The organism is Corallococcus sp. AS-1-6 (assembly GCF_020037015.1).
In the GTDB taxonomy this organism is placed as follows: Bacteria; Myxococcota; Myxococcia; order Myxococcales; family Myxococcaceae; genus Corallococcus.
This window is the reverse complement of sequence record NZ_JAIQDE010000003.1, coordinates 388014-400545: the sequence shown is the minus strand read 5'-3', so window position 1 is coordinate 400545 and position 12532 is coordinate 388014. Positions and strand designations below refer to the sequence as shown.

The 12532-nt window shown below is 71.0% G+C and carries 10 protein-coding genes; 3 read left to right on the top strand and 7 right to left on the bottom strand.

Features of this window, described 5'->3' with window-relative positions; all coding sequences use genetic code 11:
• Window positions 1-274 precede the first annotated feature (274 nt).
• From K8612_RS06980 to K8612_RS06955, 6 genes are all read right to left on the bottom strand, one after another.
• Complete coding sequence (locus K8612_RS06980) at window positions 275-643, bottom strand: two-component system response regulator (RefSeq protein ID WP_223740214.1); 369 nt, start codon at window positions 641-643, stop codon at window positions 275-277.
• Window positions 644-645: 2 nt separating this feature from the next.
• The gene (locus K8612_RS06975; protein ID WP_223740508.1) at window positions 646-2214 is read right to left on the bottom strand and encodes an ATPase domain-containing protein; all 1569 of its coding nucleotides are present in this window, start codon (window positions 2212-2214) and stop codon (window positions 646-648) included.
• A gap of 148 nt (window positions 2215-2362) precedes the next feature.
• Window positions 2363-3142, bottom strand: a complete 780-nt coding sequence (locus K8612_RS06970; RefSeq protein ID WP_223761684.1) for a 1-acyl-sn-glycerol-3-phosphate acyltransferase — start codon at window positions 3140-3142, stop codon at window positions 2363-2365.
• 28 nt (window positions 3143-3170) lie between these two features.
• Window positions 3171-3956 carry an exodeoxyribonuclease III gene (locus tag K8612_RS06965; protein WP_223761683.1) on the bottom strand — a complete coding sequence of 262 codons (786 nt, stop codon included), beginning with the start codon at window positions 3954-3956 and terminating at the stop codon, window positions 3171-3173.
• A gap of 86 nt (window positions 3957-4042) precedes the next feature.
• A complete protein-coding gene (locus tag K8612_RS06960) occupies window positions 4043-6025 on the bottom strand; it encodes a lamin tail domain-containing protein (protein ID WP_223761682.1) in 1983 nt (660 codons plus the stop codon).
• Window positions 6026-6185: 160 nt separating this feature from the next.
• Window positions 6186-7148, bottom strand: coding sequence for an alpha/beta fold hydrolase (locus K8612_RS06955; RefSeq protein ID WP_223761681.1), 963 nt, complete (start codon window positions 7146-7148; stop codon window positions 6186-6188).
• Between the two features lie 128 nt (window positions 7149-7276).
• On the opposite strand from K8612_RS06955, the gene K8612_RS06950 reads away from it, so the two are divergent.
• Window positions 7277-8074: a phytanoyl-CoA dioxygenase family protein gene (locus K8612_RS06950; protein ID WP_223761680.1), complete on the top strand. Its 798-nt coding sequence runs from the start codon at window positions 7277-7279 to the stop codon at window positions 8072-8074.
• A gap of 20 nt (window positions 8075-8094) precedes the next feature.
• The gene (locus K8612_RS06945) at window positions 8095-8943 is read left to right on the top strand and encodes a WbqC family protein (protein ID WP_223761679.1); all 849 of its coding nucleotides are present in this window, start codon (window positions 8095-8097) and stop codon (window positions 8941-8943) included.
• On the opposite strand, the gene K8612_RS06940 is transcribed toward K8612_RS06945, so the two are convergent.
• Window positions 8883-10763 carry an ATPase gene (locus tag K8612_RS06940; RefSeq protein WP_223761678.1) on the bottom strand — a complete coding sequence of 627 codons (1881 nt, stop codon included), beginning with the start codon at window positions 10761-10763 and terminating at the stop codon, window positions 8883-8885. The genes K8612_RS06945 and K8612_RS06940 overlap by 61 nt on opposite strands.
• Window positions 10764-10830: 67 nt before the next feature.
• Here K8612_RS06940 and K8612_RS06935 point away from each other — a divergent pair, with 67 nt between their 5' ends.
• Window positions 10831-12492, top strand: a complete 1662-nt coding sequence (locus K8612_RS06935; RefSeq protein ID WP_223740222.1) for an acyl-CoA dehydrogenase family protein — start codon at window positions 10831-10833, stop codon at window positions 12490-12492.
• Window positions 12493-12532: the final 40 nt, after the last annotated feature.

The window sequence follows — 12532 nt, the reverse complement described above, 5'->3', positions numbered from 1 at the left end:
CTCCGTTTCGACGGGCCTGCCTGCTCGGCTGCACCTATGTCTTTGATTCTGCTTTGCTTTTCGCCGCCGCGTTAAACGGACGCGGATGCCCAGGAGCCAGGAGGACCGGAGACACACACACCAGAGAGATTTCAAGACGCCTTCCCAGTCGCTGACGGACGTGAGGGCGCCAATGATTGAAGTGTCCCCCAGTGAACACGGCGGCATAGATTGCCCATGACCTGGATGTCAAGGTCACGGACCACGTCTGCCTGCAATCCCTGGCAGGCGCACCTCAGTGCGTCAGCGGCGGTGGACCGCCCAGGCGCCGGACGATGGCGAGCAGTTGCTCGATGTCGAAGGGCTTGGGCAGGAAGCCCGCGCACGGCAGGTGCTGCCAGAAGTCCGGCGGGCTCGCGCTCATCATCACCACCGGGACGTCGCGCAAGGCCGGGTCCTTCTGCATCGACTCCAGCACCCCGGGCCCGTTGAGCACCGGCATCATGTAGTCGAGCAACACCAACGACGGACGCTCCTGGCGCATCCGCTCCAGAGCCTCGCGGCCGTTGAGCGCCGTGGCCGTGCGGTAGCCCTCGTCGGACAAGAGGTCCCGGACGGCCTCCACGATGCCGAACTCGTCGTCGACGATGAGGACGGGCCCCATGGTCACGTGCCTCGATGCTTGCGGACGTTCCGGCGCGACTTGGTCGGGGTCGCCCTGGCGGCGGACGTGGTGCCCGCGCGCGGCTTGCGGCGAGGCTTCGGCAACGGGGTCGGCTCCGGAGTCCGCGTGCGCGCGAGCCCCGTCATCAACATCTGCCCTTCCGCGAAGGGCTCGCCGACCTTGATCCCCTTGCCCGTGATCTCCAGCTCGCGCAGGGCGGGATCGTACGCGCTGTTGCGCACCTTGAGCGCCGCGATGAAGCGGCGCAGCCCGGAGTGCAGCTCCACCATGCGCAGGAACAGGATGTTCTCCGCCACCATGGAGATGCCCTTGAGCGGGAACTTCACCTCGGGGCCGAACGCGGCGGTCGCCTCCGCCGAGTAGAGGAGCGTCACCTCGCGCACCCGGCACTCGTTGACGAGCGCCGCCAGGAAGCGGGCCACCCGCGCGCGCCGCGTGGAGGCCCGGCGGAGCGCCTCGTAGCCGTCCAGGAAGATGCGGCGCACCCGGCCGCTGCGGACGATGGTCAACAGCTCCATGCCCAGCTTGTCGAGGATGTTCTCCGTGGGCGGCCGGAAGCTCACCTCCAGGTCCCCGCGCTCCATCAGGGGTTGCAGGTGCAGCCCCACGCCCGCCGCCTGCGCGAGCATCCGCTCCGGCGCGTCGTAGAAGGCGAAGTAGTGGCTGCGCTCCCCCTGGCGCGCGCCTTCCGCCAGGAAGCTCAGGCCCAGCAGCGTCTTGCCGCTGCCCGGCGGCCCCAGGAGGATGGTCGTGGAGCCCGCGGGCACGCCGCCCTTGAGCATCATGTCCAGGCCGGCAATGCCAAAGGCGTCGCGCTCCCGCGTCCCCGCCCCGGGCACCAGGTTGCCGTCCACCAGGGACTCCAGGCGGGGATAGACGGTGAGCCCGTCGCCGGTGATCTCGAAGCCGTGCTGCCCCAGCTTGTACGCGCTGCCCCGGAACTTGCGCACGCTCAGCTCGCGCAGGGTGCGCACCCCGAAGATCCGCTGCTGGAGCACCAGCAGGCCATCCACCATGGTGTGCTCCGCGCGCAGGCCCTTTTCGCCCCCGGTGGTGAGCACGATGGTGGTGCAGCCGATGAGGCCCGTCACGACCTGGAGGCCGTGGATGAACTTCTTGAGCGCCTGCCGCGACGGCGCCAGCTCCTCCGCCGCCAGCAGTCCGTCCAGCACGAGCAGCGAGGCCTTGTGCGCCTTGATCTCCTTGCGCACCAACTCCGCGAGCGCGTCCAGCCCGCCCTGCTCCAGCACGGTGAAGGCGCTCAGGTAGCTGATCTTCCCCGGCACGCAGGACGGGTCGAAGAACGACAGCGTCTGCAGGTTGCTCACCAGCTCGGTGTGCGACTCGGCCAGGAGCGTGAGGTAGAGGACGCGGTGGCCCTGGGCCGCCTGCTGGAAGCAGATCTGGTTGGCCAGGATGGTCTTGCCCGCGCCAGGCAGGCCCAGGACCATGTACATGCGGCCCTTGCGCAGGCCGCCGCACAGGACGGTGTCCAGGCCGGGAATGCCCGTGGCCACCCGCTGCTCTTCACGTGCACCGCCCGGCGTCATCACGCGCTTCCTTCCTGGGCGCCATGCGCCGAGCCGGACCGAGAGGAACAGCCCCGTGGGGACTCCATAGTCCAGGCCCCGCGTGAAGGTTCAACAATCTGGGATGCGTGCGTTCCTGGACAACACGCGGCCCCGGCCCGCCGGCCGCTCAGCGGGCGGCGTTGGCGTCCGTCGCCGGCACGGGGGCCGCGCTCCCCGTCAGCGGCTTGAGCGACGCCCGCAGCGCTTCAATCTGGGCACGCGCCTGGTTCTTGAGCGACTCCACGTCGTCCAACGTCATCCCCTTCGTGGAGATGGGCGTGCCCACGGTCACCAGCCCGCGCGACGTGGCGAAGCGCCACGAGTGCTTGGGCAGCGCGAGCCGCGTGCCGCTCACCGCCAGGGGCAGCACGTCCGCCTGCATCTCGATGGCGAGCCGGAAGGCGCCGTCCTTGAAGGGCAGCAGCTCGTCCGTCTTGGAGCGCGTGCCCTCCGGGAAGATCATCACCGGCATCCCCTTGAGCATCCACTCCTTGCAGCGCGCCATGGCGCCGGTGGCCGAGTCGCGGTCGCCGCGCTCCACCGGGATGTCGCCGGCGATGCCCATCATCCAGCCCACCACGGGCACCTTGAAGAGGCTCTTCTTGCCCAGCCACTTCATCTCCCACGGCAGGTGGGAGATGAGGAACGGATCCGCGTTGGACTCGTGGTTGCTCACCACCACGGTGTTGGCCGCCACGTGGTCCGGCACGTTGCCGTGCACGCCGAAGCGCCAGTAGGGCGTGAGCTTCGCGGCGGTGACGCCGACCAGGCGGAAGCAGCGGCCCACCACGTAGCGGCGCTTGTCGAACAGGAACGTGAAGATGAACAGGAAGAGCTGGACGAAGAAGCCCACCAGGGCGACGAGGCCCACCTCGACCCAGGTCCAGATGGAGAGCAGTGCGTTCATGAGGGGTGTCCCTTGGGCATGAGGGGTTTCAGGTGAGGACCGAGGGGTCCAGGTCCACGCTCACCGGGCAGTGATCCGACCCGTGGACGTCCGCGTGCACGGAGGCCTTCTTCACGAAGGCGAGCGCCGCGGGAGTGGCGAGCACGTAGTCGATGCGCCAGCCGATGTTCTTCTCGCGCACGCCGGCGCGCTGGCTCCACCAGGAGTAGTGGCCGCCCTCGGCGTTGAAGTGGCGGAAGGTGTCCACCCAGCCCGCGCGGATCCACCGGTCGAACTCCTCGCGCTCCTCCGGGCGGAAGCCGCTCGTCTCCCGGTTCTCTCGCGGGCGCGCCAGGTCGATGGCCTGGTGGGCGGTGTTGAAGTCCCCCATCACCAGCACGCGCTGGTTGTCACGCAGCGGCTTCTCCAGGCGCGCGAAGAGGCGGCGGTAGAAGTCCAGCTTGAAGGGGATGCGGGAGAGGTCCCGGTCCTTCCCGTTGCCGTTGGGGAAGTAGCCGTTGACCACGGTGAGCCTACCGAAGCGGGCGAACTGGAGGCGGCCCTCCGCGTCCACCTCCGGCGCGTCCAGGGTGGTGGTGAGCTCGTCCGGTTCGTGGCGGCTGAAGAGGCCCACGCCGCTGTAGCCGGGGCGCTCCGCGGCCACGAAGTGGGTCTTCCAACGGCGGGGGGCGCGCACCTCCGCGGGGAGCTGCTCCACGCGGGCGCGCACCTCCTGCAGCCCCACGATGTCCGCCCGGGCCTTGGACAGCCACGGGAGGAAGCCCTTGCGGTGGATGGAGCGCAGACCGTTGACGTTCCAGGAGACGACTCGCACGCCCCCGCTTATGGCGAAAGCGCGCGGGTATTTCCAGCCCCCACCGTTCCTGGACGGACGGTGGGGGCCGGTCACTGCTCAGTGCGTCAAGGGACTTCGAGCGCGCTGGCCTTGTTCTGCGGGCCGCGCGTGGTGCGGATGATGAAGTCCGCGCTGTTCACGTCCGTGTCCCGGCTGTTGCCCTTCGTCGCGTCCACGCCGCTGCCTTCCATGGTCGCGGCGGACGAGCCGGCGTTGGCCTTGCGCTCGTAGCTGCCGGCGGCGGCAGGGGTGCCGTTGATGGGGCTGTTGCCTTCGGCGGAGTCCGCGGTGGAGCCGTAGCCCACCGTGTCCACCGCGAGGGCGTCCACCTTCGCGGTGGAGATGCCGGGCTTGCCCAGGCGGATGTGGCCTGCCGTGCCGCCCAGTTGGATGGTGGTCCCGAAAGACGCGTCACTCGCGGCCGTGCTCCCGCCGGAGTAGGTGCTGCCCGTCATCAGGTAGAAGCCATGCGCGGCGATGGTCGCGCCCGTGGGAAGCGTATAGGCGTTGGCGTTATAGGTGTTGCCGGCCGCACTCTTGTACTGGAGCTTCCAGCCACCGATGTTCACTGCCTCGTTCGTCGGGTTGTAGAGTTCGACGAACTCGTCGTTCGCACCAGACGGACCCGCGGCGGCGAACTCGCTGATCACGACGTGGTCCGTCGTGGGGGCGGCGGTGACCTGCGCCTGGGCGGAGACGGACTGGCCGTTGAGCGTGGCCACGATGGTGCCCGTCGAACCGGCGGCGCCCGCGGTGAAGGTGAACTTCGCGGAGATCTCGTTGGCCGGCACCGTCACGGTGGCCGGCACGGAGCCCACGTTGCCCGTGGTGGACAGCGCCACGGACGTGGCCGCCGCGGCCGGGATGTCGAGCGTCACGGTGACGTTGGCCGTCTGACCGGCGGCCAGCGACACCGTCTCCGGCGACAGGTACGCCAGCGCGGCCGCTTCCGTCGCACCGAGCACGCGCACGGTGGCGGTGCGCGAATCCGCGCCCAGCGTGGCCGTCAGCGTCGCCTTGGCGGAGCCCGCCGCGTCGTCCGCCGTCACGATGACCGCCGCGGAGCGCGAGCCCGCCGGCACCGTCACCTGGCCGTTGTTGGCGATGACCACCGAGGGGCTGGACGAGGTGACCTGGACCACGACGTCCGTGGTGGCCTCGGCGCTCAGCGTCACCGCGAGCGGCTCCGGAATCGTCTCACCCGTGGTGCCCGAGCGCGCGAAGACCGCGGCCGGCTCCAGGGCGCTCAGCGTCGCCGTGGTGCCCGCGTCGGTGCCCGCGTCCGAACCCGTGCCCGCGTCCGGAGCCGGGCCGCCGTCAACGGCGCCGCCGTCGGTGCCCGCGTCCGTCTCCGTGCCCGCGTCGATGGTGCCCGCGTCCGTCTCCATACCCGCGTCGATGGTGCCCGCGTCCGTCTCCGTACCCGCGTCGATGGTGCCCGCGTCCGTCTCCGTACCCGCGTCCGTGCCCGCGTCGATGGTGCCCGCGTCCGTCTCCGTACCCGCGTCGCCCATGCCGGAGCCGCCGTCCGTCACCGTGCCCGCATCCGTCTCGGTGCCCGCGTCGGTGGTCGTGCCCGCGTCCGTCCCGGTGCCCGCGTCGGTGGTCGTGCCCGCGTCCGTCTCCGTGCCGGCGTCCGTGGTCGTGCCCGCGTCGGTGGTCGTGCCCGCGTCCGTCTCGGTGCCGGCGTCCGTGGTCGTACCGGCATCCGTCTCCGTGCCGGCGTCAGTGGTCGTGCCCGCGTCCGTCTCCGTGCCTGCGTCCTGCTCGGTGCCGGCGTCCGTCTCCGTGCCCGCGTCCTGCTCGGTGCCCGCGTCCGTCTCCGTGCCCGCGTCCTGCTCGGTGCCCGCGTCGGTCGTGGGCTTGGTCACCTGACAGCTATTGTTGCAGCGGTCGCCTTCGACGCGGTTGCCGTCGTCGCACGCCTCGCCACGCTCGATGATGCCGTTGCCGCAGACAGGGTTCTTGTCGTCATCACCACCGCACGCCGACAACACCAACAGCACCGCTGACAATGGGACCAGCAGGTGCCGGGAAGACCAGGACATGGAGACTCCGTGTTGAGTACTGAGCCTCCTCACAAACCACAAAATTACAGGCCGACGCAAACCCCTCCCGGTGACTTCCAGCTCACGGCCACGGAACCTTCCGGGTCACGGTTTTCTCAAGACCTGACAGTGCGGGTGGGTCGCCCGGACCAGCCCGGCTTCAGCCAGGAGTCCCGGGGGTTTGCGGGGACCCTGAATCCGCCAATCCATGCGCATCCAGGAAGCCCCGAACGGACTGGGCGATCTCCGTCCCGGCCTCCAGGAGGCCCGCGTGGCCGGCGTCGTCCACCTGGAGCCAGTGGGCCTGGGGCAGCGCGCGGTGCAGCCGCTGCACCTCCGACAGGGGCACGAGGACGTCGTCGCTCGCGGCGATGATCAGCACGGGCACCCGGATGGAGGGGAGCACGTCCCAGGCGTGGCCCTCCGTGAGGCCTCGCAGCGTGCGCCAATAGGCCTGCGCGCTCATGTGGTAGAGCGCGTCCAGGAACTCGGCGATGTCCTCGCGCGGAGCCCGGGGCCGCAGCGCCCCCACGGCCCTCGCCAGCGGATCCGCCAGCGGGGTGGCGAGGAAGGCCTTCACCGCGGGCGCCACCACCGGCACCCAGGGCGTTCCCGCGGCCAGCATCCCCTTCGCCGCGGACAACATGACGCGGGATCCCCAGCGCGGATCCGCCGCGCCCGGCACGCCCGGCGTCCCCGCGATGAGCGTCATGGACGGCACCAGCTCCGGCCGGCGGCGGTACAGCTCCAGCAGGATGCGCACGCCCATGGAGAAGGCGATGTGGTGCGGGGGCCGGCCGTCGCCGCGCGCCATGGCCGCCTCGGTGACGCGCTCCAGGTCGTCCACGTGCACCTTCACGCGGTAGTCCCCGTCTCGCGACTCCTCGCTCATGCCGTGGCCGCGGTAGTCCCAGTGCACCACGCGGTGGTCCTGCTCCAGGTCGGCGACGATGTGGCGCCAGAAGTTCTCCGACGTGCCGATGCCGTTGGTCAGCAGCACCGTGGGGCGGTCCGCGAGCGCGGCGTCGCGGCCCTCCTCCGGCATGCCCGAGCTGTGGGTGTGGACCGCCACCCGGGTGCCATCCGGGGCGGAGACGAGGTGCGTGGCGCGGCGGTAGGGCATCCCCGCCCACCATGCGGCCGGGCAGGCGCGGGTGCAAGGGCCGACAGCCCGTCCCCCCGAGGGCGCCCTCCCCCTGCCGCGCAAGGCCGGGCTGGACGCGCCCGGGCCTCCAGGCAATGGTGCGCGCGATGCTCAGCGTGGAGGCGGAAGGGTTGGACGTGGCGGCCGTGCTCGCCCACTACGAGGCGCACGGCTTCGCGCGCCTGGGCCGCGTGCTGGATGACGCGGGCGTGGAGTCCCTGCGCGAGCGGGCGGACGACCTGATGCTCGGCCGCGTGGTGTACCCGGGGATGTTCTTCCAGCCGGACGCCACCACCGGCCGCTACGAGGACGCGCCCCTGGGCCTGGGCTGGCAGGGCCCGTCCCTGGACTACCGCAAGCTGGAGAAGCTGGAGAAGGATCCGCGCTTCCTCGCGTGGCTGGAGAACCCGCTGTTCGAGCGGATCGCCCGCGCGCGCATCCCCGGCGACATCGTCCTGTACCGCGCCATCCTCTTCCACAAGGGCCCCGCGGGCGGCAGCAACCTGCCCTTCCACCAGGACGGCGGGAAGCTGTGGGGCCTCACGCGCGAGCCGGACCTTCAAATCTGGACCGCGCTGGACGACGCGCCGGAGGGCGGCGGCTGTCTGGAGGTCATCCCCGGCAGCCACCGCGCGGGACTGGTGACGTCGCTGGGCGGCGTGATTCCCCCGGACCGCGTGCAGGCGGCGGACGCGGAACGCCACGTGGTGCCCCTCCCGGTGCGGGCCGGAGAGGCGCTGCTCGTGCACAACCACGTCTGGCACCGCTCCGGGCGCGGCCGGCCCGGGCAGCGGCGGCGCGCGTTCTCCGCCTGCTACATGAGCGCGGACACCACCTGCGTGCGCAAGAAGAAGGCCCCGCGCGTCTTTCCTCCGGTGTTCCGTCACCCGGTGCGCGGCGGCTGAAAGGCCCTATCATCCCGGGCGTGTCCGGACACCCTGGAGTCCTCGTCGCCGAGCAGCCCCACTACCTGCCGTGGGTGGACTTCTACGAGCAGGTGGCCCGCGCCGGGACGCTGGTAATGCTGGACGACGTGCAGTGGCTCCGGCGCGGCTGGCAGCGCCGAACGCGCGTCGCCCTGCCCCACGGCGTGCCCACGCCGCCCCCATCCGAGCCGGGCTTCCAGTGGCTGTCCATCCCGCTGGAGGATCCGCACCGCGACACGCGCATCCGCGACCTGGCGGTGGACTCGAGCCAGCCCTGGGCGCGCAAACACCTGCAGACGTTGGTGACGCTCTACGGAGGCAGGCCCCACTTCCGCGCGCAGGTGTTGCCGCTCGTGGAGCCCTTCTATGACGCCGCCGCGCGCGAGTCCGGCCCGGGGTCGCTGCTGCGCGTGCTGCTGTCCAGCATGGCGCTGTTCCACGCACCGCTGGGGCTCACGCCGAACGTGGTGCTCTCCTCCACGCTGGAGCGCCGGGGCGAGGACAAGACGCAGCGGCTGGTGGAGTACTGCCTCCAGACGGGCGCGCACACGTACTACTCGGGGACGGGCTCCACGGTGTACCTGAAGCCGGAGCGCTTCCGCGCGGTGGACGTGCGCCTGTTGTGGCAGCGCTTCCGCCACCCGGACTACGCGCAGGGGCGCGAGGGGCGCTTCGTGACGGGGCTGTCCATCGTGGACGTGCTGGCCAACGTGCCCGTGGAGACGGTGCGCACGTGGCTCCAGCCGTCGCCGTGGGGGCCGTTCGCGGGGGACGGCCCCCAGCCGCTTCAGCGGGCGGACGCGGCGGTGGGCGAGGCGGACGCGGGCTTGTCGAAGCGCACGAAGTAGCTGCGCACGGCGGCGTCCAGCAGCGCGGGCTCCAGGCGCGGCGTCTGGCCCTGGTAGTTCGCCATGTCGATGACCTGATCCAACAGGTCGCGAGGCTGGCACGCGGCGAAGGGCCGGTGGTTCGGGCGGTAGTGCTCGTCGATGAGGTAGTCCACGGCGCGCGCGTCGTAGGGCACGCCGCGCTTCTTGCACATCACCTGGAAGATCTCGTGGAACTGCTCCTCGTCCGGGCGCTGCACCTCCAGCTTGTAGCGGACGCGGCGCAGGAAGGCGTCGTCCACCAGGTCGCTGGGATCCAGGTTGGTGGAGAACGCGGCGAACACGTCGAAGGGCACCTGGATCTTCTTGCCGGTGTGGAGCGTGAGGATGTCCACGTCGCTCTCCAGCGGGACGATCCACCGGTTGAGCAGGTCCTTGGGGGACACCTTCTGACGGCCGAAGTCGTCGATGAGGAGCATCCCGTTGGACGCCTTCATCTGGAACGGCGCCTCGTAGTACTTCACCTCCGGGGTGTAGACGAGGTCGAGCATCTCCAGCGTGAGCTCGCCGCCCACCACCACCAGCGGCCGGCGGCAGCGCACCCAGCGGCGGTCATACGAGGGCATGCCGGGCTCGTCATCCACCGCGCGGTGGATGTTCGCGTCGAACATCTTCACGACGAAGTCGTCGATGAGCAGCGCGTGCGGGACGAAGATGTCCCCCTCGTAGCAGTTGACCATGCCCTGGCAGATGGCCGTCTTGCCGTTGCCCGGGGGGCCATAGAAGAAGATGGCGCGCCCGGAGTTCATCGCCGGACCGATGCCGTCGAAGATGTAGTCGCGGATGATCAGGTCGCCGAACTTGTCCTGCATGCGCTGGCGGGTGATGCGGTTGCCGCGCACGGTCTGCTGCTTCACGGCGGCGACCCACTCGTTGAACGGCACGGGCGCCGGGCCGTTGTAGCGGTTGCGATCCAGGATCTGCCGCAGCACGTCCGTCACGAAGGTCGTGAGCTGGTAGATCATCGTGGAGCGGCCCACGCCGGACGCGCCACCGCCGCGGATGTCGATGTACTTCTGGCGGCGCAGGCCCTCGATGACCTCGTCCACCAGCGCGGTGGGCAGTTGCAGGCGCGTGGCCACGTCCATGCCGCGCATCTCGCCCGCGAAGAAGATGGCCTTGAGGACCAGCTCCTCCACGAACGTGGTGGTGAGGCCGGCCTCCTGGAGCGTCTTGGGCTGCGCGGGCCAGAAGCGGTTCGTCACCGGCGCGTCCGACGCCTCACCGCGCCGGAAGCCGCGCCGCTCCGGGCCCACGTAGCCCTGCGGCGGCGCCGACACCGAACCGCGACGGTCGGAGCTCGCGGGAGCCGCTCCACGGCGATCCGCCTCCGGGGGGCCACGGCGCTCCCCTTCCGGGGGCCCCCGGCGCTCCATGCCGGCGGCGGCGCGGCGCTCGGGATCCTGCGCGGGCGGAGGCGGGCCGGGGGGCGCGGTGCGCCGCTCGGTCTGCACGTCGAGCATCTCCTCGGAGAAGGGCGGCGGCGCGCCCGGCGGGGCCGCTCCCGCGGGCGGCACGCGGGGGCGCGGCATCGGATCGAAGATGACGGAGGGCAGCGGCGCGGTCTGCGCCGGCCGGGAGCGGGTGGGCTCCGGACGCTGCTCTCCTCCCAGGGGCGCGCCGGCCGGGGCGGGCGCGCGTGGACGGGGCGGCGCGGACAGGACGGGGTTCGCCTGCGCGGCGGGCGTCTCCAGCGGGGTGATGCTGCGATTCTCATCCTGCTCGGCGTCGAGGGAAGACGGACCTGGGCCAGGGGGGGGCCTGCGGGGAAAGTCAGCCATCACGGCTCCGGCGGGAGGGAGAGGCCACTGTACCCCACCGTCGTGTCGGCGGTGTTAACTTCGGGCCATGAGCTTCTTCCAGGCGCCCCCGGGTCTTGGCAATCAGTACGACGACGACGCGTTCCTGCAGGGCTACCTCGCCCGCACCCTTCCGAACGATTTGTTTCGCTCGCTCCAGGATGACTTCCGCGAGCTGGGGGAGCTGGGAGGCAAGTACTTCTACGAGTTCCAGCAGCGCGACCGGCTGAACGAGCCCGTGCTCACGCAGTGGAGCCCGTGGGGCCAGCGCATCGACCACATCGAGGTGTCCCCGCTGTGGAAGGAGGCGGAGGCGCTGACGGCGAAGAAGGGCCTGGTCGCGGTGGCCTACGAGCAGAAGAGCGGCGCGCTCAGCCGCGTGCACCAGTTCGCACTGAACTACCTGGTGCAGCCGTCGCTGGACGTCTACTCGTGCCCGCTGGCGATGACGGACGGCGCGGCGCGGTCGCTCCTGTCGCTGGGCAACCAGGCGCTCATCGACCACGCCCTGCCCCACCTGACGTCGCGGGATCCGGCGACGTTCTGGACGTCCGGCCAGTGGATGACGGAGCGCACGGGCGGCTCGGACGTGGGGCTGACGCTGACGGAGGCGCGGCAGTCTCCGGAGGGCTGGCGGCTGTACGGCACCAAGTGGTTCACGTCCGCCACGACGGCGCAGATGGCGCTGACGCTGGCGCGCCCCACGGGCAACGGCCCCGGCGGCAAGGGGCTGGCGCTCTTCTTCGTGGAGACGCGGGACGCGCAGGGCCGGCTCAACGGCATCCAGATCAACCGGCTGAAGGACAAGCTGGGCACGCGCAAGGTGCCCACGGCGGAGCTGACGCTGGACGGGACGCTGGCGACGCCGGTGGCGGGGCTGACGGACGGCATCCGCAACATGGCGATGATGCTGAACGTGACGCGCACCTGGAACGCGATGGGCGCCACCTGGAGCATGCGCCGCGCGATGGCGCTGGCGCACGACTACGCGAAGCGCCGGGTGCAGTTCGGCGCGCCGCTGTCGGAGAAGCCGCTGCACATGGACACGCTGGCGGGGCTGGAGGCGGAGTTCCAGGCGGGCTTCCTGCTGGCGTTCCGCGCCGTGGAGCTGCTGGGCAAGCTGGAGACGCGCACGGCGACGGAGCAGGAGCTGCTGCTGCAGCGGCTGGTGACGCCGCTGGCGAAGCTGACCACGGGCCGGCAGGTGGTGCACATCACGTCGGAGGTGACGGAGTCCTTCGGCGGCGCGGGCTACGTGGAGGACACGGGCCTGCCGCGCATCCAGGCGGACGCGCAGGTGCTGTCCATCTGGGAGGGCACGACGAACGTGCTGTCCTTGGACTCGCTGCGCGCGCTGGCGAAGGAAGGCACGCTGGAGGCGTTCTTCCACGAGGTGGAGGGCCGTCTGTCCAAGGTGACGGACGCGGGCCTGCGGCCGTGCGTGAAGACGGCGCACGACGCGCTGGAGCACGCGCGGGCCTGGGTGTCCGGCGCGATGGCGAACCCCACCACGATGGAGGCCGGGGCGCGGCGCTTCTCCCTGACGCTGGGGCGCACGCTGGAGCTGGCGCTGCTCAGCGAGCACGCGCAGTGGTGCCTGGAGCACGGGCACGGCCCGCGCAGCCGGGCGGCGGCGCGGCGCTTCCGGCAGAACGGCGTGGACCTCATCCAGGATGAGATCGACCTGGATGATTCGCGGCTGCTGGGCTGAGCATCGCGGCAGGTGCACGCGGCGGGCGCCCCCGTTAAGA

Excerpts from the sequence above, each read along its gene's own strand:
- K8612_RS06980 (WP_223740214.1), bottom strand. The coding sequence starts at position 643 with ATGGGGCCCGTCCTCATCGTCGACGACGAGTTCGGCATCGTGGAGGCC.
- K8612_RS06975 (WP_223740508.1), bottom strand. The coding sequence starts at position 2,214 with ATGACGCCGGGCGGTGCACGTGAAGAGCAGCGGGTGGCCACGGGCATT.
- K8612_RS06970 (WP_223761684.1), bottom strand. The coding sequence starts at position 3,142 with ATGAACGCACTGCTCTCCATCTGGACCTGGGTCGAGGTGGGCCTCGTC.
- K8612_RS06960 (WP_223761682.1), bottom strand. The coding sequence starts at position 6,025 with ATGTCCTGGTCTTCCCGGCACCTGCTGGTCCCATTGTCAGCGGTGCTG.
- K8612_RS06955 (WP_223761681.1), bottom strand. The coding sequence starts at position 7,148 with ATGCCCTACCGCCGCGCCACGCACCTCGTCTCCGCCCCGGATGGCACC.
- K8612_RS06950 (WP_223761680.1), top strand. The coding sequence starts at position 7,277 with ATGCTCAGCGTGGAGGCGGAAGGGTTGGACGTGGCGGCCGTGCTCGCC.
- K8612_RS06940 (WP_223761678.1), bottom strand. The coding sequence starts at position 10,763 with ATGGCTGACTTTCCCCGCAGGCCCCCCCCTGGCCCAGGTCCGTCTTCC.
- K8612_RS06935 (WP_223740222.1), top strand. The coding sequence starts at position 10,831 with ATGAGCTTCTTCCAGGCGCCCCCGGGTCTTGGCAATCAGTACGACGAC.